This window comes from Streptomyces milbemycinicus, from assembly GCF_002154605.1.
Lineage (GTDB): Bacteria > Actinomycetota > Actinomycetes > Streptomycetales > Streptomycetaceae > Streptomyces > Streptomyces milbemycinicus.
Window position 1 is genome coordinate 1 of sequence record NZ_MUNE01000056.1, and the last position, 26,550, is coordinate 26,550.

Below are 26,550 nucleotides of genomic sequence, written 5' to 3' on the forward strand. Positions count from 1 at the left end.
CCCGCAGCCGGGCGCCGGTGGCCCGGCCGGCCTCCTGTTTGGCCTCGGCGACCAGGGCGTTCATCTCGGCCACGATGGGCCGGGCCCGGCACAGCACGGAGCGTCCGAGCGGGGTCGGCCGGCTGCCGGTGAGTTCACGCGAGAACAGCGAACCGCCGATGGCGTTCTCGATGCGCCTGAGCTGAGTCGTCAACGAGGGCTGGCTCATGCCCAGTTGCCGTGCGGCCTTCCGTAAGCTGCCGGTGTCGGCGATGGCGCACAGTGCGCGAAGGTGCCTGACCTCGAGCTCCACGGCGCGAGCTTAACGGGGCATCAGGACGTCACACCAGACACTCAACCCACACGAACACCACATCCCGGGCGGCCAATTGGCGGTCGGTCACGTCATGGGGACGGCCGGAAATGCGGCGGAGTGCGGGGGCTATGTGATGGTGCTATCGCCTGTTGGTATCTCCGCGTAGCGCCGGATCTCACCAAGACTTCGGGGCACCAAGCGTTCATCCCACGGCCTCGGCCCGCCACCCCACACCACGGCGGCCGGCCGCGGCCTGACGGACGATGAGGAGCCCCCCACATGAGATTCTCCACGTCTGCGCTCGTGGCCACCCTGGGCCTCGGCCTGGCCTCGACCCTGTCCGCCGTACCCGCCTCCGCCGCCGCACCCGACAGCGGCACCGTCAGCCACACCGCCAAGTCCGGATACGTCGCGAGCGGCGAGAGCCGGGGCGACACCGACGCCTTCCTCCAGGCCGTGATCAAGTCGGTGCTGGCCAAGCGGGGCGTGGTGCCCGGCACGCAGGCCGTCACCGTCACCTACAGCACGAGCAGGGCCCCGAGCTTCAAGTCCGTGATAGCCCGCTCCACCCAGATCTGGAACTCCTCGGTCAGCAATGTGAAGCTCCAGGAGGGCAGCAACGCCGACTTCGAGTACCGCGAGGGCAACGACCCCGCCGGCTCGTACGCGAGCACGGACGGCCATGGCAGCGGCTACATCTTCCTGGACTACGCACAGAACCAGCAGTACGACTCCACCCGTGTCACCGCGCACGAGACCGGCCACGTGCTCGGACTGCCCGACCACTACTCGGGTCCGTGCAGCGAGCTGATGTCCGGCGGCGGGCCGGGCACGTCCTGCAAGAACTCACAGCCCAACGCGGCCGAGATCAGCAGGGTGAACCAGCTGTGGGCGAACGGCCTGGCCGGCCTCGCCAAGACGCTCGAGGTGAGCGCCCGATAGCCCCACCATCACCAGCACCTCGCACCGCACCTCGCACCGCACCCGGCACCCGCTGCACGCCGGGTGCGGTCCGGTGTCCGCCGGGAGTACGGTAAAGGCACCGAGAGCATTTCGCACATACCGGCCGGATTCCCCTGGGGCTGGGGTCCGGCCGCGGGGAGTGAGCACCATGGAGACCGTCGTCACCGTGGCCGTGATCGCCGCGCTGATCGTCGTGGGCGTGGTGGTCATCCACCGGCTCAACGCCCAGCACGGCAATCGGGTCTCCGCTCTGCGCTACGGCGACACCCCGCCCGGACAACGCCCCCTGCGGCACCATCGCCTCCTCAGCCGCCGGCGGCCTGGCCACCGCGTCGGCTCCGGCCGGAAGCGGCGAGCCTGAGCGGTACGGACCCGGGAGCCCCAGCCCCCAGCCCCGGTCCCGCCCGTCAGTCGTCCCGTAACGCGTCCGCCAGCGTCGGCACCGGGCACACCACGTCCAGCAGCCCGCCCACCCGCAGCGTGCGCAGGATCAGCGGACTGTCGCAGACCACCCGCAGCCGGCCGCCGCGGTCCCGCACCCGGCGGTAGGCGCGGCACACCAGCTCCAGCCCCGAGCAGTCGAAGAAGCACGTCGGGGTCAGGTCGATGACGACGGAGGGCGCGGGCGGGGAGGTGGCCCGGTCCAGCTCCAGGCCGACGCACTCCCGGCCGACGATGTCGATCTCGCCGTGGAGCTCCACGACCGTGTATCCGCCGACGCCGTACGCGCAGGCGTGAGGCGTCGCGCTCCGGTCGGCGCGGAAGCGCTCGGGGGTGATCGCGGCAGGCGGAGGCGCCTCCCGACGGGGAGCGCCTTGCTGCGTCATCGCGAAATCACCTCGGAACGGCACACTGCCCCCTTTCACCATCGATAGGCTCCCGGAAGCGGGCACAGTCTGCATCGGGGCGGATACCACCGGGTCCTGGGTGACGTGCCGCGAGCGTAGAGGGGTGACCGCCGGTTACGGAGGTAGGCACCCCATATTTCCCAGAGTAAATGCGCTCGTACGAGTGAATTTCTGTTCTTACTATTGACACTTGGTCGGACCATGCTTGCGACGGTTCAGGCGATGACGCCGTTGCTCCCTCCGGCGCTCACCTCCCCGGACCGCGCGACCGCCAGCGCCAGGTCGTCCACGACCTCGAAGGCGTCCTCGAGCCGGACCATCCGCAGCAGCCGGGTGAACCGCGGGTCGACGATCACCAGCCGCAGCCGCCCGCCGCGCTCCAGCGCGCGATTGCGCAGGCGGCACAGCAGGGACACCCCGGCACAGTCGAGGAACGTCACCATCCGCAGGTCCAGGACCAGGTTCGGCCGCGCCTCCCGGGCGAGGGAATCGAGCCGGGGGGAGATCCTCGCCGCGGCGAAGATGTCCAGCTCACCGGTGATCTCAGCCACCGTGACGCCGCCGAGCACACGCACACGCACACCGAATGCGGGCCGATCGTCAAACATGAAAGCCCCCTTGGGGTGAATGGAGGCGCGACCCCGTCAGTACATGACATACCCATCTATCCGCCCACCAGTCAACGAACGGGCGGGCAAGTGTCGTTGGCGTATGTGCGGTGGCGTCATGAACAACGCCCCCGCACTACGACGGCAAGCTGTCCTGACCCGGCGACAGGTGCTGCGGATACCCCGGTGAGTCCCCCGGCCCGGGCGGGCCTCCCGGCCCCCAGAAACGCGCCGCCCGCCTGCGCCGCCTGGCCGCCATCAGCAGCGTGAGCGCGGCGGCCGGCACGGCCAGCAGGCCGCCGCCCACGGTCAGCAGCCACGCGGGGACGCCCCCGATGGTCAGCAGCTCGTGGTCGTACGTGACGCGCTGATAGGTGTCGTCCTTCTCCGCCCGCCGGAACTCATGGTCCCCATAGATGAGTTCCGGTCGCGGAAACGACTGCTGGAAGCTCGTCAGGAACATCCGCTTCCCCGCCAGCTCCGCCAGGTCACCCCGCGGCGCCTGCCCCGGGGTGACCCACCCGGCGTAGGTCACCCGCGGCGCCCCGCCCCCGATGTCACCGCGCGGCTCCATACGGTGCGGCGCCAGGACGTACAGCTCGAGGTTCTGCGGCGTCTTCGCCAGCCGCGACAGCCGCATGGGATAGATCAGACGGTTCGAGTCGAAGGTGAGCCACAGCGGGTCGAGCGTCCCGCCCAGCACGTCCTTGGCCCCGTCGCCCCGGTCGGCGACCGCCGCGGGCGCCAGGCGCACCGCCACGTACTCCCACTTGGCGCGTACGTACGGCTTGAGCCCGTCCGCCAGCCGGTCCGGCAGCTGGAAGCCGTGCTTCTCCAGCCAGTCGCGCAGCGCGTCCGGGTCGGTCGCGGTGAGCCGGGCGACGTCGAACGGGCCGAGCCGTTCACGGCCGACGACACCCACGCGCGGGGGCGCGCTCGGCGGGGCGCCCGCCCCGGCCCCGGCCCCATCCACGTATCGGATCTTTCGGTCGTCGAAGGGCCAGTCGCCCGTCCTCGGCCAGAAGTAGTGGCGCGTCCGGTGCGCCGGCGCGGTGACCTCGCCCACCTCGTCGAACAGGGCGCGATCCCCGAGCCGGACCGTCGCCCGGTTCGGCACCGGCATGATCCACGCCGCCTCGTGGGCGTCGCCGCCCACGGTCAGGCTCATGATGATCTCCTCGGTGTGGCCGTCCCAGCGCACCACCGATGTCTCCCGCGCCACCGCCACGGTGGTGTTCCGGCCGGGCACCAACCCGCCGCAGCCGCAGGCGTACGCCGGCCAGACCAGTGATCCGAGCTGGATCGACACCAGCGCCAGCACCACCAGCCAGGTCCGCTGCCACCCCGGCCGCGATATCCGTCCCCCGACGTACCGCACTCCGCACTCCCCCGCCCGCGGCTCCAGCTCGGCCATACCGCGTATCACCGTGATGTTCACCGTGCCCGTACCCGCCTGACCGGCGGACATGTCCTCAGACGGTGGCAACGAGGGATCCGGTTCCTTGGCTGGAAAGGTGGAAAGCTCCAGATCTCGAGGCGCAATGTTGGTACGTAACGGCGCGCGCGGGGCCCGTGCGCCCCATAAGACTGGGCCGCATAGCCCGACCGGGCGCCGCCCACCCCGCATATCCGGGCGACGGCCGGATGGACGACACCCGCGCGAAGGGGCAGAGATGACGGGTTCACGCATAGCCGCCGTCGGCCACTACCAGCCCGCGAGGGTGCTCACCAACGACGATCTGGCCGCCATCGTCGACACCAGCGACGAATGGATCCGCACCCGGGTCGGGATCCGCACCCGGCACATCGCCCGCGCGGACGAGACGGTGGACGAGATGGCCGCCGCGGCGGCCAGCAAGGCGCTCGCCGCGAGCGGGCTCGCATCCGCCGACATCGACCTCGTGATCGTCGCCACGTCCACGGCGATCGACCGCAGCCCCAATATGGCGGCCCGCGTCGCCGCCCGGCTCGGTCTCGGCTCCCCCGCCACCTTGGACGTCAATGTGGTGTGCGCGGGCTTCACCCACGCCCTGGCCACCGCCGACCACACCATCCGGGCCGGGGCGGCCACCGCCGCCCTGGTCATCGGCGCCGACAAGTTCACCGAGGCGGCCGACTGGACCGACCGCTCCAGCTGCGTGCTGCTCGGCGACGGCGCCGGCGCGGCGGTCGTGGTGGCCGATGACCGGCCACAGGGGGCGGACGGGGACGGCGTCCCGGGGATCGGTCCGGTGGTCTGGGGCTCGGTGCCCGAGATGGGCCACGCCGTACGTATCGAGGGCACCCCGCCCCGCTTCTCGCAGGAGGGCCAGGCCGTCTACCGCTGGGCCACCACCCAACTGCCGCCCATCGCGCGCGAGGTGTGCACACGGGCCGGGATCACCCCCGAGGAGCTGGCCGGGGTGGTGCTGCACCAGGCGAACCTGCGGATCATCGAGCCGGTCGCGCGCAAGCTCGGCGCCACGAACGCGGTCATCGCACGCGATGTCGTCGACTCCGGCAACACCTCGGCGGCCAGCGTGCCGCTCGCGCTGTCCAAACTGGTCGAGCGGCGGGAGATCGCTCCGGGCGCGCCGGTGCTGCTCTTCGGCTTCGGCGGCAATCTGTCGTACGCGGGTCAGGTCATCCGCTGCCCATGAGCGCGCGGCCCGCCGCGTCCGATTCGTTCAAGACCGGCGGCCGCCCGCGTGCCTACGCTGCCCGCATGACAGCACGATTCGACGCCATCGGCCTCGTCGTCACCGACCTGGCCGCGTCTCTCGCCTTCTATCGACGCCTCGGTCTGGACATTCCCGCCGACGCCGACACCCAGCCGCATGTCGAGGCGACCCTGCCCGGCGGGCTGCGCCTGATGTGGGACCCCATCGAGACGGTCCGCTCCTTCGACCCCGACTGGACGCCGTCATCCGGCGGGTCGGGACAGATCGGGCTCGCCTTCGCCTGCGACAGCCCGGCGGACGTGGACAGGACGTACGCCGAGCTGATCAAGGCGGGCGCGCGCGGATACAAGGAGCCGTGGGACGCGTTCTGGGGCCACCGCTACGCGACCGTCCTCGACCCGGACGGCAACGGCGTCGACCTGTTCGCGCCCCTGGCCGACTGACCGCAGGCGGGCCGGAGGCGGGGCGCACCGGCATTGGGCCTAGGTCAGCAGCCGGCCCAGCGGCACCCCGGTCAGCGCCCTGACCTCGCGTGCGAGATGGGCCTGGTCGGCGTATCCGGTGACGGCCGCGACCTCGGCGAAGGCCGTCCCCACCCGGGCCGCGTCCAGCGCGCGGTTCAGCCGCAGGACCCGGGCCAGCGTCTTGGGGCCGTAGCCGAACGCCGCGAGCGACCGCCGGTGCAGCTGCCGCTCCCCGAGGCCCACCGCCGCGGCCACCTCCGCCACGGACCGGCCGCCGGAGAGCCCCGCGACGACCGCCCCGACCGCCGGATCGGGCGGCTCCGCACGGCGCAGCCGGTCCAGCGCGACGGCCTCCAGGAGCCGGCCGACCCCATGAGGACCCGTACCGCCGCGGGCCGCCTCCTCCGCCAGCCGCTCGGTGAGCCGCCGCACCTCGGCGTCCGGCCACAGCGCCGCCAACGGCACCCGCTGGTCCCGCAGTTCGCACGCGGGCACCCCGAGCACATCGGGGCCGGCGCCGGGGGCGAACCGCAGTCCGACCCAGCGGGCGCCCGGCGAGCCCTGGGCGAGGTGGGCCCGGGTGTCGGGGCCGGCCACGAACAGCTCCCCGTCCGGGGCGGCCGGAGCAGCCGGATCTGCGGAGCTCCAGATCAAATCGGTGCAGCCGTCCGGCAGCACCCGTTGCGGCCCGGCCCCGGCGGTACGGGACCACACCACCGCCCGGCCGCCCAGCGGCCTGGATCCCCACTCCTGGTACAGCTCCTGGTACAGCACCTCGTCAGGGAACCTCGCGCAGATACATCGCGCCACAGGAATGACAGAAGGGCACCGAGTCGTCCGTGGCCCAGACCTCCGCCGACTGCGTCTCGGCATCCGGGTCCAGCTCGCGCCCGCACATCGCGGTCGTGCCGTTGGCGCGGACCATGTGCCAGATCTTGACCGGCGCGGCGGCCACCCGCCCGGAGCTGCCCTCCTCGTATTCGGCGCGCATCTCGTGCTGCATGCGTACACCTCCTGCTCTCTCCATGGTCCCGCCCGCGGCGGCCGTTGGCCAGCGGGCACCATCACGCCCGGGCACGCCTAGAAAACCGACCAGCCGGTCAGCGTCGTGAAGTGGTCGAGCGCCGCCATCCCGGCCACCGAGTTGCCCCGCGCGTCGAGCCCCGGGCTCCAGACGCACAGCGTGCACCGGCCGGGTATCACCGCGACGATGCCGCCGCCGACGCCGCTCTTGCCGGGCAGGCCGACGCGGTAGGCGAAGTCGCCCGCCGCGTCGTACGTACCGCAGGTGAGCATGACCGCGTTGATCCGCTTCGCCTGGCGCGGCGACAGCAGCCGGGAGCCGTCCGCGCGCAGCCCGTGCCGGGCCAGGAAGCCGCCCGCGACGGCCAGGTCGCGGCAGCTCATCTCGATCGAGCACTGCCAGAAGTAGTGCTCCAGGACGGTGGTGACGGGATTGTCGAGGTTGCCGTAGCTCGCCATGAAGTGCGCGAGGGCGGCGTTGCGGTCGCCGTGCTCGGACTCGGAGGCGGCGACGGCCTGGTCGAAGGCGAGGTCGGGGTTGCCGCTCTCGGCGCGCAGGAACTCCAGCATGGTCGTGCTGGCGTCGCCGGTCAGGGTCTGCAGCCGGTCGGTGACGACCAGGGCGCCGGCGTTGATGAACGGATTGCGCGGGATGCCGTTCTCGTACTCCAGCTGCACCAGGGAGTTGAAGGGGTTGCCGGACGGCTCCCGGCCGACCCGGCGCCAGATCCGCTCGCCGTCCTGTTCGAGGACGAGCGCGAGGCTGAACGCCTTGGAGATGCTCTGTACGGAGAAGGGGACCTCCCAGTCGCCGACCCCGGTCACCGTGCCGTCCACGTCCGCGACCGCGATGCCGAACCGGCGCGGGTCCACCGAGGCCAGCGCGGGGATGTACTGGGCCACCTCGCCCTGGCCGATATGTGGTGCGACGTGGGTCGCGACCTCCTCCAGAAGTCCCTGGTAGTCCATGGTGGCGTGCTTCTTCCTGCGCATCGTCGAGCGGATCGGAACGCACCATAACCGGAGTGCCCCACTTCGATTGCACCAGGGATTCATCACCGAGTGTTTTCGTGGGTATGCAGGGGGTGACAGTCGGGCCGCGGTGGGCGGCCCCGCACGACGCGAACGGAGGCGGCCATGGCCTCACCCATGTCCGCAGGGGACTTCTTGGCGGCTCTGCAGCGAGAGGGCCTGCGGGTGGTGCAGGTCGGGGACTGGCGGCACCACAACAGAAACCACAAGGGGCCCTGGGGCGAGGTGCACGGCGTCATGATCCACCACACGGTCACCTCGGGCACCGATCTGACCGTACGGATCTGCCGGGACGGCTTCGAAGCGCTGCCCGGTCCGCTGTGCCATGGCGTGATCGCCAAGGACGGCGGGGTGCACCTGGTCGGCTACGGCCGCGCCAACCACGCGGGGCTCGGCGACGACGAGGTGCTGCGCGCCGTGATCGCCGAGAAGGCCCTGCCTCCGGACAACGAGGCGAACACGGACGGCAATCGCTGTTTCTACGGCTTCGAATGCGAAAACCTCGGCGACGGAAAGGACCCCTGGCCGGAGGCCCAACTGGAGGCGATCGAGCGGGCCGCGGCGGCGATCTGCCGCCATCATGGCTGGACGGAGCGCTCGGTGATCGGCCATCTCGAATGGCAGCCGGGCAAGACGGACCCGCGCGGCTTCACCATGGCCTCGATGCGGGCGCGCATCCGCGACCGGCTGAAGTGACCGGCTGAGGCGACGGGCAGAAACGGCCGGCGCGAGCGAGGGGCCGTCGGCCATCGACCGGCCGGCGGCCGTCGTGGCTAGCCGTCCGTGTTCTCCTCCCGGTAGGCCGTCGCCTCCTCCAGGTCCAGCCTGCGCAGCAGCGTCCGCAGCATCTCGTCGTCGATCCGCCGGGCGTCGCGGAGTTCCACGAACACCGCGCGCTCGGCGCCGATCACGTCGCGGGCCAGTCTGCGGTAGGTGTCGTCGGCCGACTCCCCCGTCACCTCGTTCACCGCCCCCAGCCGTTCCCATACCGCGTTGCGCCGCCGCTCCAGCACCGCGCGGAGCCGGTCGGCGAGCGGCTGGGGCAGGGCGTTGCGCTCGTCGGCGAGGAGTTCGTCGAGGCGGCGCTCGGCGGCCCGGGACGCCTCGTTCTGCGCCTGCGCCTCCGCCAGGGTCTCGGCCTGGACGTCACGGCCGGGCACGGGCAGCAGCCGGATCAGCGTGGGCAGGGTGAGCCCTTGGATGACGAGGGTGCCGATGACGGTCGTAAAGGTCAGAAAGAGGATGAGGTTACGAGCCGGGAAGGGGAGTCCGCCGTGCACGGTCATTGGGATCGAGAAGGCGATGGCCAGCGAGACCACCCCGCGCATCCCGGCCCAGCCGACGATGACCGGCGCGGTCCAGTCGGTCTCCGGCTCCCGCTCGCGGATCCGGCGGGACAGCGCCCGGGGCAGGAAGGCCGCCGGGAAGACCCAGAGGAAGCGTACGCACACGACCGCGAGGAAGAGCATGGCCGCGTACCAGCCCGCCTGGCCGGCCCCGTACTCGCCCAGGCCCCGCAGCACGACCGGCAGCTGCAGCCCGATCAGGGCGAACACCGCGGACTCCAGCACGAAGGCGATCATCTTCCACACCGCCGACTCCTGGAGCCTGGTGGCGAAGTCGACCTGCCAGGAGTGGTGCCCGAGGTAGAGGGCGACCACGACGACCGCGAGCACGCCCGAGGCGTGGACCTGTTCGGCCGCCAAGTAGGCGACGAAGGGGATGAGCAGCGAGAGGGTGTTCTGCAGCAGCGGATCGCGCAGATGGGTGCGCAGCCAGTGCAGCGGCACCATCAGGATCAGACCGACCCCGACGCCGCCGACGGCCGCGAGGGCGAATTCCCGCAGGCCCCCTGCCCAGGTGGCCCCCTCGCCGACCGCCGCGGCCAGCGCCACCTTGTAGGCGGTGATGGCCGTGGCGTCGTTGACCAGGGACTCGCCCTGGAGGACGGTGGTCACGCGGGAGGGCAGGCCGACGCGCCGGGCGATGGCCGTCGCCGCCACCGCGTCCGGCGGGGCGATGACCGCGCCCAGGACGAGCGCGGCGGTCAGCGGCAGGTCCGGCACCAGCAGATAGGCGAGCCAGCCGACCACGAGGGTCGCGAAGAGCACATATCCGATCGACAGCAGGGCGACGGAACGGATGTTGGCGCGCAGGTCCAGGTACGAACTGTCGAGCGCCGCCGTGTGCAGCAGGGGCGGCAGTACGAGGGGCAGCACGATATGCGGGTCGAGCGTGTACTCGGGCACCCCGGGCACATACGAGGCGATAAGCCCGACGGCGACCAGCAGCAGCGGGGCGGGCACCGGTGTGCGGCGGGCCGCGCCCGCGACGGCCGCGCTGCCCGCGACCAGCGCCAGCAGTGGAAATACGTCCATGAACCAGCCCGTCCCGATGGTGGTAGTCGTCGTCGGACTAGTCTGGCAATCATGAACGAGTGTCCGCATGTTCCCGAGCTTCCGGTGCCCGAACCGGAGCCCAGGTACGACACCTGCCGGGAGTGCCTGGCCGTGGAGAGCCACCCGGTGCAGTTGCGGCTGTGTCTGTCCTGCGGGCATGTGGGCTGCTGCGACTCATCGCCGTTCCAGCACGCCACCGAGCACTACAAGGAGACCGGACACCCCGTGATGCGCAGCTTCGAGCCCGGCGAGGACTGGCGCTGGTGCTACGTGGACTACATGATCCTCTAATGACTGCCGCATCGCCGGTGCGGCAGCTAGCCTTGCTCATGATCCGAGCAGCGATGCCTTCAGCGGGGAGAGGGCCGGAAAGGAGCCTGTCACCTGCGGTTCCTTCAACGAGGCGACATCTCTTTCGAATTGAGACCGCAGACCTCTAGCCACTGTGCGTACTCATGTGCTTACACTGAGTGATATCGAGGACCTTCGGGTCGGCGTTCACCCATGACGGGGGCCGTGCTTCGTCCGGGCGACACCGAGCCGCAGATCGCGATAGCGTCGCAGCCGAACCACGTGCCGCGTCGGTCCGTACCCCCTCCACCATAAGGGCTCACGACCGGCGCTCCAATCAGCTCAGCTCAATCAGCTTGTGTCACCTTGGAGGTGAGGGTGTCCCAGATCGCAGGCGAGCCCGGGACCCAGGACTTCGTAGAAGTCCGGCTGCCCGCTGAGGGTGCCTACCTGTCGGTGCTGCGGACGGCCACGGCCGGCCTGGCAGCCCGCTTGGACTTCACCCTCGACGAGATCGAGGATCTGCGCATCGCCGTCGACGAGGCGTGCGCGATCCTGCTGCAGCAAGCCGTGCCTGGCAGTGTGCTGAGCTGCGTCTTCCGCCTGATCGACGACGCACTGCAGGTGACCGTCTCGGCTCCGACCACCGACGGGCGCGCCCCCGAGCGCGACACCTTCGCCTGGACAGTGCTCTCCGCGCTCGCCGGCAAGGTCGACTCGACCGTCGCCGAGGACCGCGCGGTCAGTATCAGCCTGTACAAGGAGCGCGGCGCCGGCCCCGGACAGCCGTGACGGAAAGGGGGGCTCCGTGAGCACCGCATCATCGCGGGGAGTGCGTACCCCGGCCATCCCGCACCCTCCGGCCCAGCCGCATCCCGCGGACCCGGAGGCGGCAGGAGACCGACCAGAGCGGGCGGACCACATGGATCAGCATCACCACGAGCGGCGCGAGCAGCCCGATCCGCATGATCGCAGCGGAGCGCGGGCGATGTTCGTCGAGCTGCGCAGCCTTCCGGAGGGCTCCACGGCCCGCGCCGAGCTGCGCAACACCCTCGTGCGGATGCATCTGCCGCTGGTGGAGCACCTGGCGCGGCGCTTCCGCAACCGCGGCGAGCCGCTGGACGACCTCACCCAGGTCGCCACCATCGGATTGATCAAGTCCGTGGACCGGTTCGACCCGGACCGCGGTGTGGAGTTCTCGACGTATGCGACCCCCACGGTCGTCGGCGAGATCAAGCGGCACTTCCGCGACAAGGGCTGGGCGGTGCGGGTGCCGCGTCGGCTGCAGGAGCTGCGGCTCTCGCTGACCACGGCCACCGCAGAGCTCTCCCAGCGGCACGGCCGCGCCCCCACGGTCCATGAGCTGGCCGAGCAGCTGAGCATCTCCGAGGAGGAGGTGCTGGAGGGCCTGGAATCGGCCAACGCGTACAGCACGCTGTCCCTGGACGTGCCCGACACGGACGACGAGTCCCCGGCGGTCGCGGACACGCTCGGCGCGGAGGACGAGGCGCTGGAGGGCGTCGAGTACCGCGAGTCGCTGAAGCCGCTGCTGGAGGATCTGCCGCCACGCGAGAAGAAGATCCTGCTGCTGCGCTTCTTCGGCAATATGACCCAGTCGCAGATCGCGCAGGAGGTCGGCATCTCGCAGATGCATGTCTCGCGACTGCTGGCCCGTACCCTCGCGCAGCTGCGGGAGCGGTTGCTCGTAGAGGAGTGAGAGCAGAGGAGCGAGAGGGCAGAGGAGCGAGAGGAGAAGGTCAGGCGTCGCGCGGGCCGATGCCCAGGGCCTCCGTCGCCGTCGGGTTGATCAGCAGCGCCAGGACGGCGAAGGCCGCGACGGCGGTGGCCACCCCGACGGCGATCAGCCCGCCGCCGTTCTGCACCAGCGTCCAGGCCACGGGCAGCGCCATCAGCTGAGTGATCATCGCGGGCCCGCGGCTCCACCGCCGGCGCTGCCACAGCCCGCGCGCCGCGGCCAGCGGCAGCGCGGCCAGCGCCAGCACGGTCACGCCGAGCATTTCGGCCTGCTGAGGGCTCTCCGGGTCCCCGGTCAGCCCCATGATCAGTACATACACCCCCAGGCCCACCAGCACCACGGCCTCGGCGGCGGCCAGCATCGCGGCGGCCGTGATCCGGGTCGGGCGCGGGCCGGAAGGGGCCTCGTCGACGGGGGCGGCCTTGGCGGCCTTGGTCCCCCCGGTCCCCTTGGTCTGAGTGGTCCCCTTGGCCTGGGCGGTCGGCTTGGCCGTCTTCACGGCCCTGGCCTTCTTGGCGGTGGCGGACTTCTTACTGCTCACCCCAGCAGCGTAGCCGCCGCCCGCCCAGGCCGGGGCCAGGCCGCGATTGCGGCCGATTCACCCTTAGTGGGTAGGCTGCTGAGCATGCGCGCGCTCATCGTGGTCAATCCGGCAGCAACCACCACCAGTGCCCGCACCCGCGACGTCCTGATCCACGCGCTCGCCAGCGATCTGAAGCTGGACGTGGCGACCACGGAGTACCGGGGGCACGCCCGCGACCTGGCCCGGCAGGCCGCGGAGGGGGGCACACACGAACTGGTCGTCGCCCTCGGCGGTGACGGCACGGTCAACGAGGTGGTCAACGGGCTGCTGCACCACGGCCCCGATCCGGACGGGCTGCCCCGTCTGGCCGTCGTCCCCGGCGGCTCCACCAATGTCTTCGCCCGCGCCCTCGGCCTGCCCAATGACGTCGTGGAGGCCACCGGCGCCCTGCTGGACGCCCTGCGGGACGGCACCGAGCGCACCGTGGGCCTCGGGCTCGCGGGGGGCACCCCGGGCACCCCGGACGAGTCGGTGCCGGCGCGCTGGTTCACCTTCTGCGCGGGCTTCGGCTTCGACGCGGGCGTGATCGGCCGAGTCGAACAACAGCGCGAACGCGGTAAGCGCTCGACCCATGCGCTTTACATACGCCAGGTGATGCGTCAATTCCTCGGCGATCCGCACCGCCGGGAGGGGACCATAACCCTCAAGCGGCCGGACGAGGACCCCATCGAACAACTGGTGCTGGCCATCATCTGCAACACCGTCCCCTGGACGTTCCTGGGCAACCGCCCGATCTACGCCACGCCGCGCGCATCCTTCGACACCGCCCTTGACGTGCTTGGACTCTCGAAACTGTCCACCTCGGCGGCCACCCGGTACGCGACCCAGCTGCTGACCTCCAGCCCCGATCGGGGGCCCCGCGGCAAGCATGCGGCCTCCCTGCACGACCTGACGGACTTCACCTTGCAATCGCAGGCGCCACTGCCGTTTCAGATGGACGGTGACCACCTGGGACTGCGTACGAGCGTGACGTTCACAGGCGTACGCCGTGCACTGCGTGTGATTGTGTGAGTGAGACCGCAAAAAGTCCTTCCAGTCGAACGTTTAGCCTGGCTTCCACCCCCCGGAAGTAGGGCTGTGACAGAGCCGACACCAAGGAATCAAAAAAAACTTTCCGGAAGGGGTTGTATCCGCCGCCGAGGTTTGCGAATCTCTTCTTGGCGATCGGGACGGCCTCCAGAAGGCCCCCTTGAGAGCCCGAATCCCCTTCCTCATTCCACGGGACCGCACCAGCCCCAACTGGTTGACGTCCCTACCCTTGTCGAGGGGTTCGTGAAAGCGTTCACATTCACAAGCAATCCACATGCAACACGAGGAGATGGAGCAGCCATGGACTGGCGTCACAACGCCGTTTGCCGCGAGGAAGACCCCGAGCTGTTCTTCCCCATCGGCAACACCGGTCCTGCGCTGCTGCAGATCGAGGAAGCCAAGGCCGTCTGCCGCCGCTGCCCCGTCATGGAGCAGTGCCTGCAGTGGGCGCTTGAGTCCGGCCAGGACTCCGGCGTCTGGGGTGGACTCAGCGAGGACGAGCGCCGCGCGATGAAGCGCCGTGCCGCTCGCAACCGGGCACGCAACGCCAGCGCCTGACGCCCACACCCCGTGGCCCCCGAGCCGCAGCGCGCAGTAACCCCGATGCGCACAGCAACGTGAGCTTTGAGCCCCGGACCACTCCCGGTCCGGGGCTCAGTGCTGTGCTCACCATGTGAGTGGCGTGCTCACTATCTGCTCACTATGTGAGTGGTGTGCTCAAGGTCTCACGCCGTCTTACGCGATCCCATCCGGGAATTGCCCCGGCCACCGGATCAGTGCTTATCCACCCGTACCGGGATGTCCAGGACGACTCGGGTGCCGCGCTCGGGCGCGGGCACCATATCGAACGTCCCGCCCAGTTCCCCCTCCACCAGCGTGCGTACGATCTGCAGGCCGAGGTTTCCCGCCCGCTGCGGGTCGAACCCCTCCGGCAGCCCGCGCCCGTCGTCCTCGACGGTGACCAGCAGCCGACCCTCCCCGCCGGTGGCGGAGCGCACCGCCGTCACCTCGACCGTGCCCTGCTCCCCCGGCCCGAAGCCGTGTTCCAGCGCGTTCTGCAGGACCTCGGTCAGCACCATGGACAGCGGGGTGGCCACCTCGGCCTCCAGGATGCCGAAGCGGCCGGTGCGATGGCCGGTGACCTTGCCCGGGGATATCTCGGCCACCATGGCCAGGACCCGGTCGGCGATCTCGTCGAACTCGACCTGCTCGTCCAGATTCTGAGACAGCGTCTCGTGCACGATCGCGATCGAGCCGACCCTGCGTACCGCCTCGTTGAGCGCGTCCCTCCCCTGGTCGGAGTCCATCCGGCGGGCCTGGAGGCGCAGCAGGGCGGCCACGGTCTGGAGGTTGTTCTTCACCCGGTGGTGGATCTCCCGGATGGTGGCGTCCTTGGTGATCAACTCGCGCTCGCGGCGCCGCAGCTCGGTGACGTCCCGGAGCAGGACGAGCGAACCGATGTGGGTGCCCTTGGGCTTGAGCGGGATGGCCCGCAGCTGGATCACCCCTTCGTCGCCCTCCACCTCGAACTCGCGCGGCGCCCAGCCGCTCGCCAGCTTGACCAGCGCCTCGTCCACCGGCCCGCGTACGGGGGCGAGTTCGGCGGTGGTCTGGCCGAGGTGGCAGCCGACCAGGTCGGCGGCCAGGCCGAGGCGGTGGTAGGCGGACAGGGCGTTGGGGCTGGCGTACTGGACGACGCCGTCCGCGTCGAGCCGGATCAGGCCGTCGCCCGCGCGGGGCGAGGCGTCCATGTCGACCTGCTGCTCGGGGAAGGGAAACGATCCTGCGGCGATCATCTGCGCGAGATCGGACGCGCTCTGGAGGTAGGTGAGCTCGAGCCGGCTGGGGGTCCGTACGGTCAGCAGATTGGTGTTACGGGCGATCACCCCGAGCACCCGGCCCTCGCGGCGGACCGGGATGGACTCGACCCGGACCGGGACCTCCTCCCGCCACTCCGGATCGCCCTCCCGGACGATCCGGCCCTCGTCGAGGGCGGCGTCGAGCATCGGCCGGCGGCCGCGCGGGGCGAGATGGCCGACCATGTCGTCCTGGTAGGAGGTGGGCCCGGTGTTGGGGCGCATCTGCGCCACCGATACGTAGCGGGTGCCGTCCCGGGTGGGGACCCACAGGACGAGATCGGCGAAGGAAAGGTCGGAGAGCAGCTGCCACTCCGATACCAGCAGGTGAAGCCACTCGAGGTCGGAGTCGCTGAGTGCGGTGTGCTGGCGTACGAGGTCGTTCATGGAGGGCACGTTGTGAGCCTACCCGCACGTGCGTTTCAGCCTTTCCGCGCAGAGCCGTGGACAGGCGAGAGTGGTCTAGTCCAGAATAGGGCGCACTACGATCTTCCGCCCTCCCCGCACAGGAGGGTGGATCGAGGCACACGGGGTGCTCTGCCCTGACCGCTCCGGGGGCCTCAGGTCGGCCGGCTGCGGCCGATGCAACTCCGGGCTGCGGTGCCGGGCGGGTTGAGGGTCCCGCTCTGGCGCCGCGGCCCGCGGGTGTTTTCCCCCCTTTTTTGCCGCCCTCGCACTGCTCGGCCCCTCGGCCTCCCCAACACAAGGCTCCCGCGCTTCGCGGGGAAGCGCGGGAGCCGGTGGGGGGTGGCGGCCTCAGGGCCTCACCTGGTCTCCGTCACCTTCGCCAGCGCGCGCGGCGCATCGGGGTCCTGGCCTCGGGCGATGGTCACCTCGTACGCGAGCAGCTGCAGTGGCAGGATCTCCAGGATCGGCTGGACTTCCTCGGCCACTCCGTCCGTGGGCAGCGCGAAGCCCGCCGAGGCCCGGTCGACCTCGGACTGAGGGCCGATGACGACCAGGTCCGCACCGCGGCCGCGCAGCCGTTCCAGGACCGGCTGGAGCGCCTGGCCGCCCTTGCCGTCGGTGACGATGGCGATCACCGGCGAGATGTTGTCGACCATGGCGAGCGGGCCGTGCAGCAGATCGGCGCCCGAGTAGGACAGCGCCGGGATGTAGCTGGTCTCCATCAGCTTCAGCGCGGCCTCCTTGGCCGTGGGGTAGCCGTAGCCGCGGGAGGTGATGACCATGCGCTCGGCGAAGCGGTAGCGGCCGGCGAGCTGCTTGACCTCGTCCTTGCGGTCCAGGATCTGCTGGGCCAGCTCGGGGAGGATCTTGGCGGCCGCGCCGTCGCCGCCGCGCAGACCCTCGACGAAGAGGTAGAGGGCGAGCAGTTCGGCGGTGTAGGTCTTGGTCGCGGGGAGCGCGTTCTCCGGGCCGGCCAGGACGTCGATGTGGAATTCGGAGACGGCGGCCAGCGGGGAGTCGGGGTTGTTGGTGACCGCGAGGGTGATCGCGCCGGCCTCGCGGGCGGCCTCGGTGGAGGCGACCAGGTCCGGGGAGCCGCCGGACTGGCTGACCGTGATCACCAGTACGTCGGTCAGGTCCTGCTCGGCCCCGTACGCGGTGGTGGTGGACATGGAGGTGAGGCCGCACGGCTTGCCCAGCAGGACCTCGATCAGATACTTCGCGTACAGCGCCGCGTTGTCGGATGTGCCCCGCGCGGTGAGGAGCACGAAGCGGGGGTTGCGCGCGGCGATGCGTTCGGCGATCTCGCGGATGCGGGGCGCGCCCTCGTCGAGGATCCGGCGCAGCACCGCGGGCTGCTCGGCCATCTCCCCGGACATGATCCGGCCCGGCTGGTCGCTGTGCTGGGCCGGAGTCGTGGCGGACATGCTGGGTGCCTCCAGTTGGCTGTGCTGTGCTGTGCCCGCGGTGCGGGCCGAGCCGGGTGGTGGCGTCATCCCCCGGCCACGCCGCCGGTGATGACCTCCGCGGCGGCCAGCCCACAGACCCGGGCGGCGCCGTGAGTCGCGATGTGCAGCGCCCCGGTCGGCGGCGCCTGGGGCACGCCCATCTCGACGACGACCGTGTCCGGCCGGGCGGCGAGCAGGGTGTCCAGGGCGTCGGCCATCCAGGGGTGGCGGTGGACATCGCGTACCACTGCGACGATCCTACGGTCAGCCGCCTTCCCGAGTACATTTGCGATCAAGGCGGGCACACCGCCGGTCGCGCCGTCCGCAGCCCCCTCTGCGCCCTCTGCGTCTCGCTGGCCGTAGGTGGCGGTGCCGGTGCCGGGCAGCAGCCGGGCCAGTTCGGCGGCGACGCCCCAGGGGGTCTCGTCGCCGACGGCGATATTGGCCATGGGGGTGAAGGCGGCGACGAACGCGGGCCCGGTGGGCGGCTCGTACGGCTGGTCGCCCGGGGTGACGCGCAGCGCCCGGCGGGCGGCGCGCAGCCCGGCCTCAGGGGCGGGCGCGATCCCCTCTGCCGCGCCCGGCCCTCCGGTCTGTCGCGCCCAGTCGCCGAGGGCGCGCACCCGGGCCGCGGCGTCGGCGAGCCGGGCCTCGGGCAGTTCCCCGGCCCGTACCGCGGCCACCAGCGCGTCGCGCAGCCGCACCACGGTGTCCTCGTCGCTGAGTCCGCCGCCGACGCAGATCGCGTCGGCGCCCGCGGCGATGGCGAGCACGCTGCCGCGTTCGATGCCGTACGCGGCGGAGATGGCCCGCATCTCCATGCCGTCGGTGACGATGAGCCCTTCGAAGCCGAGGCCGCCCTCGCTGACGGGGGCGCGCAGCAGACCGTGCAGCGCGGCCGGGCTGAGGGTGGCGGGCAGGGCGGAGTCGAGGGCGGGCACCAGGATGTGGGCGCTCATCACGGCCTTGGTGCCGGCGGCCACGGCGGCCCGGAAGGGGATCAGTTCGCGGGCGGTGAGGGTGTCGAGGTCGGCGTCGATACGCGGCATGGCGTGGTGGGAGTCGACGGCGGTGTCGCCGTGCCCGGGGAAGTGCTTGGTGCAGGCGGCGACCCCGGCGCCCTGGAGGCCCCGGATGTACGCGGCGGTGTGGCGGGCCACGAGCTGCGGGTCGGCGCCGAAGGCCCGTACGCCGATGACCGGGTTGTCGGGGTTGGAGTTGACGTCGGCGGACGGCGCCCAGTCGAGGTTGACCCCGCATGCGGCGAGCCGGCGGCCCATCTCGCGGGCCACGGCCTGGGTCAGGGCGGTGTCGTCGACCGCGCCCAGCGCCAGGTTGCCGGGGAAGGAGGAGCCGGTCCGCACCTCAAGACGGGTGACGTCGCCGCCCTCTTCGTCGATGGCGACGAGCAGGTCTTCGCGTTCGGCCCGCAGCTGGGCGGTGAGGGCGGCGAGCTGCTCGGACGAGGTGATGTTGCGGCCGAAGATGCCGACGGAGCCGAGTCCTTCACCGAGCCGCCGCAGCACCCAGTCGGGCGCGGTGGTGCCGGTGAATCCGGGTTGCAGAACCGCCAGGGCGTCCCTGGTGAGAGTGTCCAAGCCGCGTGCGAGGGTCGTCATGGAGAAGGATCATCCCTTCACAGCGCCGGAAGTGAGACCACCGACCGCCTTGCGTTGCAGGAACAGGAAGAGAAGCAGGATGGGAATGGCGAAGAGCGAGGCGGCCGCCATGGTGGCGCCCCAGTCGTCGCCGAAGTTCGTCTGGAACTTGGACAGCCACAGCGGCAGCGTCTGGGCCTCGGGATCCTTGTTCAGGATGAGTACGAGCGGGAACTCGTTCCAGGCCGTGATGAAGCCGAACAGCGAGGTGGCCATCAGTCCGGGCGCCAGCAGCGGGAAGATCACCCGGATGAACGCCTGCGGCCGGGTGCAGCCGTCGACCATCGCGGACTCCTCCAGCTCCTTGGGCACGGCGGCAACATAGGAGCGCAGGGTGAGGATGGTGAAGGGCAGCACCATGACCATGTAGAAGAGGGTCAGCGGGACCAGGCTGTTCAGCATCTCGCCATCGCGGATGATCATGTAGATCGCGATCACCATGACTTCCCAGGGCGCCATCTGGGCGATCATGAACGTCACCAGGAAGCCGCGGCGGCCCTTGAAGCGCATCCGGGCGAGGGCGAAGGACGCGAGGAGCGCGAGCACCAGGGAGAGCGCCACCGCCGAGACGGTGACGGTCAGGGAGTTCCGCACCAGGGTCCAGAAGTTGTCCGCGTCCGTCGCCGTCTTGAAGTGTTCGAAGGTGGCGTTGGTCGGGAACCACACCGGGTCCTCGGAGATGATGTCCGAGGTCGGTTTGAAGGCCGTACTGAACATCCAGTAGACGGGGAACGCGAAGGCGACGAAGAGGACGATCGCCGTCGCATTGGGCCACAGCCGCCCTGCCGCCGAGCGTTTCACAGCTCGCCCCCCTCATCCTTCTCTTGTTTGAGCACGATCCGAAGGTAGTAGGAGGTCAGGGCCAGCAGGATCACGATGGTCAGCAGCGAGATCGCCGCGCCCATGCCGTAGTGCTGATTGCCCACGCCCTCGATGAACGCATAGACGGGAAGGGTCTCGGTGAGCCGGTCCGGGCCGCCCTCGTTGATCGCGAAGACCTGCGGGAACGCCTTGAAGACCCAGATCACCTCCAGGAAGACCGTCGCGAGGAGGAACGGCTTGAGGAAGGGCAGGGTCACGGAGGTGAACGAGCGCCAGGCCCCGGCACCGTCCAGCGCCGCCGCCTCGTACAGCTCCTTGGGGATCGTCGTGGTCGCCGCGTAGAGGTTGATCGCCACGAAGGGGATCGACTGCCAGACGATGAGGACGGTGATGACGAAGAAGGTCGAGAACTGGCTGCCGGTCCAGTTGTAGTCGGCCATCGAGTGCCAGCCGAGCTTGTCCAGCACCCAGTTGACCACCCCGAAGCGGGCGGCGAACAGCCACTGGTAGACGGTGGTCGCCGCGATCGGCGGCATGGCCCAGGCCAGTACGAGACCGGTCGACAGCAGCAGCCGCATCTTCGTCCCGAGCCGGGCCAGCAGCAGCCCGATCAGCGTCCCCAGCACCATGATCAGCACGACGTTGACGGAGGTGAAGACCACCGATCTGGCCGTGACCCGCCAGAAGTCCTCGCTGGTCAGCGCCTCGCGGTAGTTGTCGACGCCGTTCCACTCGGTGAGGTGCTGGATCAGCTGCCGCATATTGAGGTTCTGGAACGACAACATGCCGTTCTTCACCAGCGGCCAGCCCAGCAGCACCACGGTGGCGGCCAGCGCGGGCAGAAGCAGCAGATAGGGCGCGGTGCCGATGAGCCGGCCGCGCCCCGGGGGCGTTCCGCCGCCCGTACGCGTACGGCCCGGCGGCGCCCCTCGCCCGGGGACCCCGGCCGCCGCGGGGCGGCCGGGGTCCTTGCGAGTGGTGCGTGTGGTCGCTACAGCCATCGCCGTTACTGCTCCTGGCTGAGGCGCTTGTTCATCTCGTCCTCGACCGACTTGGCCGCGTCCGTCGGGGACTTACCCTTCAGCACGGCGGTCATATAGGCCTTGACCGGGTTCGGGGCGTTCTCCACCGGGGCCCACTCGGGGATCAGCGGGGTGGTGCCGCCGCCCGCGACGGCGGGCGCCGCCGCCTCGGCCGCGGCGTTGCCCTTGAGCTGGGACTGCAGCGACTCCTTGTTGGGGATCACGCCGCCTTCCTTGGCCAGCTGCCCCTCGTAGGTGTCCGACAGCGCGATCTTCAGAAACTCCTTGGCGAGTTCCTGCTTCTTGCTGCCCGCCGCGACCGCGAGGTTGGAGCCGCCGAGGAAGACGCCCTCTGGCTTGTCGGCGGTCTCCCCCGGGATGGTGAAGTAGCCGATGTCCTTCTCGATCTTCGGGTTGGCCTTGATCGCGGTCGCCGCCTCCCAGCCCATCCCGATGAAGGCGCCGGTCTTGCCCTTGGCGAAGACGTCGGCCTGCTGCGGGGTGGCCTCGTCCTTGTCCTTGGGGGCCTTACTGAAGGACTGGTACTGCTTGTAGATGTCCATGGCCTTGGCGACCTTGGGGTCGGCGAGGTTGGAGACCCACTTGTCGCCCTCCTTCTTGACGAGGTCGGCACCGGTGCCGATGGTCAACCCGTCGAAGAAGTACCAGTTCTGGCCCGGTAGATAGATCGGCTCGGCGTCCGTCTTCTTCTGGATCGCGTTGAGATCCTGGAAGAACTCGGTCCGGGTCTTGGGGGTGTCCTTGATCCCGGCCTGCGCCCAGATCTTCTTGTTGTAGAGCACCACGCGGTTGGCCGCGTACCACGGGGCGGCGTACTGCTTGCCGTCGTAGACCGCGGACTTGTTAAGGGAGTCGGCCCAGTCAGCGCCGACAGACTCCTTCAGATCGGTCAGCTCGGCGAGGCCGCCGGTCTGCGCGTACGCCGGGGTCTGGGTATTGCCGATCTCGATCACATCCGGCGGATCGGACTCCGAGAGCGCGGTGGTCACCTTCTGCTGAATGCCGTTCCACTGCTGGACCTCCAGCTTCAGCTTGGCGCCCGTCTTCTTCTCAAACGCCGCCTTGACGTCCTTCGTCCAACCGTCGGGGGTGGATCCGTCCATCGCCCATACGGTGAGCGTCTCCCCCTTGAAGCCGTCCGCTCCGGTCTTCTCGTCGTCATCGCCGGACCCGCAGGCCGCGACGGTCACCAGCATTGCCGCGACACCCGTCGCCGCTATCAGCCCACGCTTCACAGCACACTCCCCAAAGGACCGGAAGACAGGTTTAATGGTTTAGACCAGTGCCCGCAGCTTGGCCTAGACCTTTTGGGGTGTCAAGGGTGTCCAAGAGCCGCCATCGGCTCCGTTACCGGACCGACACCTGACGACATACGGGCTGAGCAGCCGCTTACGGCCGAGGCCATGCCACGATGTGAGCCGCTGAAAACGGAGGAGCCGGTGACGGCAGCAGACCAGGGGTCGGAAAGGCGCGCGATGGAGACCGAGGGGGCAACGGCGGCGGCCGCGACGGGGACGACAGCCACCACAGCCACGACAGCCACAGCCGAGGGCGGCACCCGCTCCGCCCACGGCTCCGGCAGCAGCGCCGGAAACAGCACCGGGAACAGCACCGGGAACAGTTCGGGCAACAGCACCGGGAACAGCTCCGCTGGGACGCGCACCGCGCGCGTGCCCAAGTACTACCGCCTCAAGCGGCACTTGCTGGAGATCACCGAGACCCTGCCGCCCGGCACCCCGGTCCCTCCCGAGCGCACCCTCGCCTCCGAGTTCGACACCTCCCGGACCACCGTGCGGCAGGCGCTCCAGGAGTTGGTCGTCGAGGGACGGCTCGAGCGGATCCAGGGCAAGGGCACCTTCGTGGCCAAGCCCAAGGTCTCCCAGGCACTCCAGCTGACCTCGTACACCGAGGACATGAAGGCCCAGGGCCTGGAACCCACCTCCCAGCTCCTGGACATCGGCTATGTCACGGCCGACGACCGGCTCGCCGGGCTCCTGGACATAGCGGCCGGCGGCCGGGTGCTGCGCATCGAGCGGTTGCGGCTGGCCAGCGGCGAGCCCATGGCCATCGAGACCACCCATCTGTCGGCGAAGCGCTTCCCCGCGCTGCGCCGCAGCCTGGTCAAGTACTCCTCGCTCTATACGGCCCTGGCCGAGGTGTACGACGTCCACCTCGCGGAGGCCGAGGAGACCATCGAGACCTCGCTGGCCACCCCGCGCGAGGCGGGGCTGCTGGGCACGGACGTCGGGCTGCCGATGCTGATGCTCTCGCGCCACTCGCTGGACGCGGCGGGCGAGCCGGTGGAGTGGGTGCGGTCGGTCTACCGCGGGGACCGCTACAAGTTCGTGGCCCGGCTACAGCGGCCGAACGGCTGAACCCACACCGCCGGAACGACACCTGACGGCTCGGCCCACGCCACCCGAGCCACGGCCGACGTCCTTATCTTTCCCATACCGATATACGGACGGGTAGTGACGTCCGCCTGACCTCTGGCTTAGATTTCCTGCGCATTAAGCAAACGATCAGTCTCATACGCAGGGGCTAAGCCGCGGGACGGAGCAGCCGCCAATGTCAGGAACATCCGGTACGCAAGGCAGGAGACCGGTCGTCACGCCCTCGCGCGTCGTCGCCGGTCTGTGCCTGATCGCCCCCTTCGTGGGGATGCTGTGGGTCGGCTCGTACGCCAAGATCGAGCCCACCTTGATCGGTATCCCGTTCTTCTACTGGTACCAGATGCTCTGGGTGCCCGTCTCGGCCCTGCTGACGACGGTCGCGTACATCCTGGTCCGCCGTGAGAAGCGGGCGCTGCGCGCGACGGAGCCGGCACAGAAGGGAGGTGCGGCGGAATGAAGGACGTCAACGGCGTCGCACTCGCCGTCTTCATCTTCTTCTTCGTGGCCGTCACGGTCATGGGCTTCCTGGCCGCGCGCTGGCGGCGGGCCGAGAACGCCAACAACCTCGACGAGTGGGGTCTGGGCGGCCGCAGCTTCGGCACCTGGATCACCTGGTTCCTGCTCGGCGGCGACCTCTACACCGCGTACACCTTCGTCGCCGTCCCGGCGGCCATCTACGCGGCGGGCGCGTCCGGCTTCTTCGCCGTGCCGTACACCATCCTGGTCTACCCGCTGATCTTCCTCTTCCTGCCCAAGCTGTGGTCGGTGTCGCATAAGCACGGGTACGTCACCACCTCGGACTTCGTCCGCGGCCGGTTCGGCTCCAAGGGCCTGTCGCTGGCCGTCGCGGTCACCGGCATCCTCGCCACCATGCCGTACATCGCCCTCCAGCTCGTCGGCATCCAGGCCGTGCTGGACGTGATGGGCGTGGGTGGCGGCGAGAACACCAACTGGTTCATCAAGGACCTGCCGCTGCTGATCGCCTTCGGCGTGCTCGCCGCGTACACCTACTCCTCGGGTCTGCGCGCCCCCGCGCTCATCGCCTTCGTCAAGGACGCGCTGATCTACATCGTCATCGTGGTGGCGATCATCTACATCCCGATCAAGCTGGGCGGCTTCGACGACATCTTCGCCAAGGCGGGCCACTGGTTCTCCGAACCGAACCCGAAAACCGGGGCGCCACGCGGCGCCCTGGCCAGCGGCGAGAAGGCGCAGTGGGCCTACGGCACCCTGGCGATCGGCTCGGCGCTCGCGCTGTTCATGTATCCGCACTCGATCACCGCGACGCTCTCCAGCCGCAGCCGCGAGGTGATCCGCCGCAACACCACGATCCTGCCGCTCTACTCCCTGATGCTGGGCCTGCTGGCGCTGCTCGGCTTCATGGCGATCGCGGCGGGTGTGAAGGTGGACAACAACCAGCTCGCCATCCCGCAGCTGTTCGAGGACATGTTCCCGGACTGGTTCGCCGGCGTCGCCTTCGCCGCCATCGGCATCGGCGCGCTGGTCCCGGCGGCCATCATGTCCATCGCCGCGGCGAACCTGTTCACCCGCAACATCTACAAGGACTTCATCCGGCCCAACGCCACGCCCGAGCAGGAGACCAAGGTCTCCAAGCTGGTCTCGCTGCTGGTCAAGGTCGGCGCGCTGATCTTCGTCCTCGGCATGGACAAGACGGTCGCCATCAACTTCCAGCTGCTGGGCGGCGTCTGGATCCTCCAGACCTTCCCGGCCCTGGTGGGCGGCCTGTTCACCCGCTGGTTCCATCGCTGGGCGCTGCTGGGCGGCTGGGCGGTCGGCATGATCTACGGCACCTGGAAGGCGTGGGACACCCCGGCCGCCACCCAGAAGCACTTCGGCAACGTCGCGAACATCCCCGGCATCGGCGAGATCGGCTACATCGGCTTCACCGCCTTTGTGCTCAACGTCGCCGTGGTGGTCGTCCTCACCTTCGTCCTGCGCGCTCTCAAGGCCCCGGACGGCATCGACGAGACCTCCCCCGCCGACTACCAGGCGGACTCGGGCGACCCGGGCGACCCGGGCGTCAAGGCGGACCTCCCCCCGGCCACGGCGGGCGCCCCCGGCGGCCACTGACGCCTCGGCTTCTTCGCATCGACGGGCCGTCGTCCTCCTTGATGGGGACGGCGGCCCGTTCGTATGCGCGCACACCGGCTTGTCGTCGTCAGCCGGGTGAGGCGGTGTGCTCGTCGGTGGTGGGCGGCGCGTGGAAGGCCGCGGTCAGGAAGGTGACCAGCCGCCCGGCGTCGTCGCCCGCCGGCGCCACGATCTCGGCGGTGTCACCCGGGTGGAGATCGCCGAGGGCGCTCGACTGATACAGGCCCAGCAGTCCGACCATGGCACGGAAGCGGAACGCGACCTCCGCCGCGGGTAGTTGCGGCAGCGCGGCCCGCAAGGCGTCGAGGTACTGCCCCTCCGCCGGACCGACCTCCGTGGCGAAGAGGCGCCGGATCGCGGGGTCGGGCTCGGACATCACCTGGCCCAGGAACCGCGCGACCGACACCCCCCGCTCCCCGCTCCGCTCCACGAGCCGCGCGCCCGTCATGACGAAGGCGCGCACCAGCTCCTCCACGGTGGGCTGCCGGTCGCCGGAGGCGCGCAACTCCTCCAGCAGGCGCAGGCGCTCGCCGTTGACCGCGGCCATGGCGCGCTCGACAACCGCGCGCAGCAGCCCCTCCTTGGACCCGAAGTGGTAGTTGACCGCGGCCACATTGGCGTCGGCCGCGACCGTCACCGTCCGCAGCGAGGTGGCGGCGAAGCCGTGTTCGCCGAAAAGCCGCTCGGCGGCGTCGAGGAGCCGGTCCCGGGTCGGGAGCGCGGGGGCGGGGGCGGCGGCGGGCACGGGGGGTGCTGGGGCGGCAGGAGGGGTGGGCGGAGGGCGACGAGAACGTCGGGGGCGGGCTCGCGCAGCGGGTCGGCATGCACTGGGCCTGGGCCGCGTGCGACTCCCCCGAGG

The 26,550-nt window shown here is 70.2% G+C and carries 29 protein-coding genes; 13 read left to right on the forward strand and 16 right to left on the reverse strand.

Annotated elements, in window-relative coordinates; genetic code table 11:
* A partial coding sequence (locus CCN51_RS05115; protein WP_143675726.1) for a LysR family transcriptional regulator occupies positions 1–292 on the reverse strand: 292 nt, incomplete at its 3' end.
* A 282-nt stretch (positions 293–574) separates the two neighbouring features.
* Here CCN51_RS05115 and snpA point away from each other — a divergent pair.
* Both snpA and CCN51_RS05125 read left to right on the forward strand, forming a co-directional pair.
* Entirely contained in the window at positions 575–1,237 is a 663-nt protein-coding gene (gene snpA, locus CCN51_RS05120; protein WP_043486816.1) for a snapalysin, read from the forward strand.
* A 169-nt stretch (positions 1,238–1,406) separates the two neighbouring features.
* Positions 1,407–1,619 carry a hypothetical protein gene (locus CCN51_RS05125; RefSeq protein ID WP_014176537.1) on the forward strand — a complete coding sequence of 71 codons (213 nt, stop codon included), beginning with the start codon at positions 1,407–1,409 and terminating at the stop codon, positions 1,617–1,619.
* Positions 1,620–1,665: 46 nt separating this feature from the next.
* Here the strand turns inward: CCN51_RS05125 and CCN51_RS05130 are convergent, their stop codons facing one another.
* From CCN51_RS05130 to CCN51_RS05140, 3 genes are all read right to left on the reverse strand, one after another.
* Entirely contained in the window at positions 1,666–2,085 is a 420-nt protein-coding gene (locus CCN51_RS05130; RefSeq protein WP_014176538.1) for an anti-sigma factor antagonist, read from the reverse strand.
* A 236-nt stretch (positions 2,086–2,321) separates the two neighbouring features.
* Positions 2,322–2,714, reverse strand: a complete 393-nt coding sequence (locus CCN51_RS05135) for an STAS domain-containing protein (protein WP_014176539.1) — start codon at positions 2,712–2,714, stop codon at positions 2,322–2,324.
* Positions 2,715–2,850: 136 nt separating this feature from the next.
* Positions 2,851–4,182: a DUF2330 domain-containing protein gene (locus CCN51_RS05140; protein WP_238545371.1), complete on the reverse strand. Its 1,332-nt coding sequence runs from the start codon at positions 4,180–4,182 to the stop codon at positions 2,851–2,853.
* Between the two features lie 205 nt (positions 4,183–4,387).
* Between CCN51_RS05140 and CCN51_RS05145 the strand changes: the two genes are divergently transcribed.
* Positions 4,388–5,353 carry a beta-ketoacyl-ACP synthase III gene (locus CCN51_RS05145; RefSeq protein WP_014176542.1) on the forward strand — a complete coding sequence of 322 codons (966 nt, stop codon included), beginning with the start codon at positions 4,388–4,390 and terminating at the stop codon, positions 5,351–5,353.
* Positions 5,354–5,418: 65 nt separating this feature from the next.
* Positions 5,419–5,817, forward strand: coding sequence for a VOC family protein (locus CCN51_RS05150; protein ID WP_043490242.1), 399 nt, complete (start codon positions 5,419–5,421; stop codon positions 5,815–5,817).
* A 39-nt stretch (positions 5,818–5,856) separates the two neighbouring features.
* On the opposite strand, the gene CCN51_RS05155 is transcribed toward CCN51_RS05150, so the two are convergent.
* From CCN51_RS05155 to CCN51_RS05165, 3 genes are all read right to left on the reverse strand, one after another.
* The gene (locus tag CCN51_RS05155; RefSeq protein ID WP_043490245.1) at positions 5,857–6,597 is read right to left on the reverse strand and encodes a helix-turn-helix domain-containing protein; all 741 of its coding nucleotides are present in this window, start codon (positions 6,595–6,597) and stop codon (positions 5,857–5,859) included.
* A gap of 19 nt (positions 6,598–6,616) precedes the next feature.
* The gene (locus CCN51_RS05160; protein WP_014176545.1) at positions 6,617–6,841 is read right to left on the reverse strand and encodes a hypothetical protein; all 225 of its coding nucleotides are present in this window, start codon (positions 6,839–6,841) and stop codon (positions 6,617–6,619) included.
* Positions 6,842–6,918: 77 nt separating this feature from the next.
* Positions 6,919–7,830, reverse strand: coding sequence for a glutaminase (locus CCN51_RS05165; protein WP_014176546.1), 912 nt, complete (start codon positions 7,828–7,830; stop codon positions 6,919–6,921).
* A gap of 168 nt (positions 7,831–7,998) precedes the next feature.
* Between CCN51_RS05165 and CCN51_RS05170 the strand changes: the two genes are divergently transcribed.
* Positions 7,999–8,589, forward strand: a complete 591-nt coding sequence (locus tag CCN51_RS05170) for a peptidoglycan recognition protein family protein (protein ID WP_014176547.1) — start codon at positions 7,999–8,001, stop codon at positions 8,587–8,589.
* A 77-nt stretch (positions 8,590–8,666) separates the two neighbouring features.
* On the opposite strand, the gene CCN51_RS05175 is transcribed toward CCN51_RS05170, so the two are convergent.
* A complete protein-coding gene (locus CCN51_RS05175) occupies positions 8,667–10,271 on the reverse strand; it encodes a Na+/H+ antiporter (protein WP_014176548.1) in 1,605 nt (534 codons plus the stop codon).
* Positions 10,272–10,322: 51 nt separating this feature from the next.
* Here CCN51_RS05175 and CCN51_RS05180 point away from each other — a divergent pair, with 51 nt between their 5' ends.
* From CCN51_RS05180 to CCN51_RS05190, 3 genes are all read left to right on the forward strand, one after another.
* The gene (locus CCN51_RS05180; protein WP_014176549.1) at positions 10,323–10,583 is read left to right on the forward strand and encodes a UBP-type zinc finger domain-containing protein; all 261 of its coding nucleotides are present in this window, start codon (positions 10,323–10,325) and stop codon (positions 10,581–10,583) included.
* Positions 10,584–10,961: 378 nt separating this feature from the next.
* The gene (locus CCN51_RS05185) at positions 10,962–11,375 is read left to right on the forward strand and encodes an ATP-binding protein (protein ID WP_014176550.1); all 414 of its coding nucleotides are present in this window, start codon (positions 10,962–10,964) and stop codon (positions 11,373–11,375) included.
* 40 nt (positions 11,376–11,415) lie between these two features.
* A complete protein-coding gene (locus CCN51_RS05190) occupies positions 11,416–12,300 on the forward strand; it encodes an RNA polymerase sigma factor SigF (RefSeq protein ID WP_043486820.1) in 885 nt (294 codons plus the stop codon).
* Positions 12,301–12,340: 40 nt separating this feature from the next.
* Here the strand turns inward: CCN51_RS05190 and CCN51_RS05195 are convergent, their stop codons facing one another.
* Positions 12,341–12,838: a hypothetical protein gene (locus CCN51_RS05195; RefSeq protein WP_014176552.1), complete on the reverse strand. Its 498-nt coding sequence runs from the start codon at positions 12,836–12,838 to the stop codon at positions 12,341–12,343.
* Between the two features lie 126 nt (positions 12,839–12,964).
* Here CCN51_RS05195 and CCN51_RS05200 point away from each other — a divergent pair, with 126 nt between their 5' ends.
* Both CCN51_RS05200 and CCN51_RS05205 read left to right on the forward strand, forming a co-directional pair.
* On the forward strand, positions 12,965–13,933 hold the full coding sequence (locus CCN51_RS05200; RefSeq protein WP_014176553.1) for a diacylglycerol/lipid kinase family protein: 969 nt from the start codon (positions 12,965–12,967) through the stop codon (positions 13,931–13,933).
* A gap of 318 nt (positions 13,934–14,251) precedes the next feature.
* Positions 14,252–14,509 carry a WhiB family transcriptional regulator gene (locus CCN51_RS05205; protein ID WP_003953983.1) on the forward strand — a complete coding sequence of 86 codons (258 nt, stop codon included), beginning with the start codon at positions 14,252–14,254 and terminating at the stop codon, positions 14,507–14,509.
* 215 nt (positions 14,510–14,724) lie between these two features.
* On the opposite strand, the gene CCN51_RS05210 is transcribed toward CCN51_RS05205, so the two are convergent.
* The 6 genes from CCN51_RS05210 to CCN51_RS05235 all read right to left on the reverse strand — a co-directional run bounded on the left by CCN51_RS05210 (position 14,725) and on the right by CCN51_RS05235 (position 22,421).
* The gene (locus tag CCN51_RS05210) at positions 14,725–16,194 is read right to left on the reverse strand and encodes a sensor histidine kinase (protein WP_086859310.1); all 1,470 of its coding nucleotides are present in this window, start codon (positions 16,192–16,194) and stop codon (positions 14,725–14,727) included.
* Positions 16,195–16,571: 377 nt separating this feature from the next.
* The gene (locus CCN51_RS05215; protein ID WP_014176555.1) at positions 16,572–17,642 is read right to left on the reverse strand and encodes an SIS domain-containing protein; all 1,071 of its coding nucleotides are present in this window, start codon (positions 17,640–17,642) and stop codon (positions 16,572–16,574) included.
* 65 nt (positions 17,643–17,707) lie between these two features.
* A complete protein-coding gene (locus CCN51_RS05220; RefSeq protein ID WP_014176556.1) occupies positions 17,708–19,282 on the reverse strand; it encodes a glycoside hydrolase family 3 protein in 1,575 nt (524 codons plus the stop codon).
* A gap of 9 nt (positions 19,283–19,291) precedes the next feature.
* Positions 19,292–20,122 (reverse strand): carbohydrate ABC transporter permease, encoded by an 831-nt coding sequence (locus tag CCN51_RS05225; RefSeq protein WP_086859312.1) that lies wholly within the window; start codon positions 20,120–20,122, stop codon positions 19,292–19,294.
* Complete coding sequence (locus CCN51_RS05230; protein ID WP_014176558.1) at positions 20,119–21,144, reverse strand: carbohydrate ABC transporter permease; 1,026 nt, start codon at positions 21,142–21,144, stop codon at positions 20,119–20,121. Before CCN51_RS05230 ends, CCN51_RS05225 begins: the two co-directional genes overlap by 4 nt.
* Positions 21,145–21,149: 5 nt before the next feature.
* The gene (locus CCN51_RS05235; RefSeq protein ID WP_043486822.1) at positions 21,150–22,421 is read right to left on the reverse strand and encodes an extracellular solute-binding protein; all 1,272 of its coding nucleotides are present in this window, start codon (positions 22,419–22,421) and stop codon (positions 21,150–21,152) included.
* Positions 22,422–22,661: 240 nt separating this feature from the next.
* Here CCN51_RS05235 and CCN51_RS05240 point away from each other — a divergent pair, with 240 nt between their 5' ends.
* The 3 genes from CCN51_RS05240 to mctP all read left to right on the forward strand — a co-directional run bounded on the left by CCN51_RS05240 (position 22,662) and on the right by mctP (position 25,670).
* The gene (locus tag CCN51_RS05240; protein WP_014176560.1) at positions 22,662–23,561 is read left to right on the forward strand and encodes a GntR family transcriptional regulator; all 900 of its coding nucleotides are present in this window, start codon (positions 22,662–22,664) and stop codon (positions 23,559–23,561) included.
* Between the two features lie 193 nt (positions 23,562–23,754).
* Complete coding sequence (locus CCN51_RS05245) at positions 23,755–24,036, forward strand: DUF3311 domain-containing protein (RefSeq protein WP_014176561.1); 282 nt, start codon at positions 23,755–23,757, stop codon at positions 24,034–24,036.
* Positions 24,033–25,670: a monocarboxylate uptake permease MctP gene (gene mctP, locus CCN51_RS05250; RefSeq protein ID WP_014176562.1), complete on the forward strand. Its 1,638-nt coding sequence runs from the start codon at positions 24,033–24,035 to the stop codon at positions 25,668–25,670. Before CCN51_RS05245 ends, mctP begins: the two co-directional genes overlap by 4 nt.
* An 88-nt stretch (positions 25,671–25,758) precedes the next feature.
* Here mctP and CCN51_RS59140 read toward each other — a convergent pair whose 3' ends face one another.
* The gene (locus CCN51_RS59140; protein ID WP_086859314.1) at positions 25,759–26,436 is read right to left on the reverse strand and encodes a TetR/AcrR family transcriptional regulator; all 678 of its coding nucleotides are present in this window, start codon (positions 26,434–26,436) and stop codon (positions 25,759–25,761) included.
* Positions 26,437–26,550: the final 114 nt, after the last annotated feature.

Bases quoted from the DNA above. Each gene is read 5' to 3' on its own strand.
- snpA (WP_043486816.1), top strand. From the start codon at position 575: ATGAGATTCTCCACGTCTGCGCTCGTGGCCACCCTGGGCCTCGGCCTG.
- CCN51_RS05125 (WP_014176537.1), top strand. From the start codon at position 1,407: ATGGAGACCGTCGTCACCGTGGCCGTGATCGCCGCGCTGATCGTCGTG.
- CCN51_RS05130 (WP_014176538.1), bottom strand. From the start codon at position 2,085: ATGACGCAGCAAGGCGCTCCCCGTCGGGAGGCGCCTCCGCCTGCCGCG.
- CCN51_RS05135 (WP_014176539.1), bottom strand. From the start codon at position 2,714: ATGTTTGACGATCGGCCCGCATTCGGTGTGCGTGTGCGTGTGCTCGGC.
- CCN51_RS05140 (WP_238545371.1), bottom strand. From the start codon at position 4,182: ATGTCCGCCGGTCAGGCGGGTACGGGCACGGTGAACATCACGGTGATA.
- CCN51_RS05145 (WP_014176542.1), top strand. From the start codon at position 4,388: ATGACGGGTTCACGCATAGCCGCCGTCGGCCACTACCAGCCCGCGAGG.
- CCN51_RS05150 (WP_043490242.1), top strand. From the start codon at position 5,419: ATGACAGCACGATTCGACGCCATCGGCCTCGTCGTCACCGACCTGGCC.
- CCN51_RS05160 (WP_014176545.1), bottom strand. From the start codon at position 6,841: ATGCAGCACGAGATGCGCGCCGAATACGAGGAGGGCAGCTCCGGGCGG.
- CCN51_RS05165 (WP_014176546.1), bottom strand. From the start codon at position 7,830: ATGGACTACCAGGGACTTCTGGAGGAGGTCGCGACCCACGTCGCACCA.
- CCN51_RS05170 (WP_014176547.1), top strand. From the start codon at position 7,999: ATGGCCTCACCCATGTCCGCAGGGGACTTCTTGGCGGCTCTGCAGCGA.
- CCN51_RS05175 (WP_014176548.1), bottom strand. From the start codon at position 10,271: ATGGACGTATTTCCACTGCTGGCGCTGGTCGCGGGCAGCGCGGCCGTC.
- CCN51_RS05180 (WP_014176549.1), top strand. From the start codon at position 10,323: ATGAACGAGTGTCCGCATGTTCCCGAGCTTCCGGTGCCCGAACCGGAG.
- CCN51_RS05200 (WP_014176553.1), top strand. From the start codon at position 12,965: ATGCGCGCGCTCATCGTGGTCAATCCGGCAGCAACCACCACCAGTGCC.
- CCN51_RS05205 (WP_003953983.1), top strand. From the start codon at position 14,252: ATGGACTGGCGTCACAACGCCGTTTGCCGCGAGGAAGACCCCGAGCTG.
- CCN51_RS05210 (WP_086859310.1), bottom strand. From the start codon at position 16,194: ATGAACGACCTCGTACGCCAGCACACCGCACTCAGCGACTCCGACCTC.
- CCN51_RS05215 (WP_014176555.1), bottom strand. From the start codon at position 17,642: ATGTCCGCCACGACTCCGGCCCAGCACAGCGACCAGCCGGGCCGGATC.
- CCN51_RS05220 (WP_014176556.1), bottom strand. From the start codon at position 19,282: ATGACGACCCTCGCACGCGGCTTGGACACTCTCACCAGGGACGCCCTG.
- CCN51_RS05230 (WP_014176558.1), bottom strand. From the start codon at position 21,144: ATGGCTGTAGCGACCACACGCACCACTCGCAAGGACCCCGGCCGCCCC.
- CCN51_RS05240 (WP_014176560.1), top strand. From the start codon at position 22,662: ATGGAGACCGAGGGGGCAACGGCGGCGGCCGCGACGGGGACGACAGCC.
- CCN51_RS05245 (WP_014176561.1), top strand. From the start codon at position 23,755: ATGTCAGGAACATCCGGTACGCAAGGCAGGAGACCGGTCGTCACGCCC.
- mctP (WP_014176562.1), top strand. From the start codon at position 24,033: ATGAAGGACGTCAACGGCGTCGCACTCGCCGTCTTCATCTTCTTCTTC.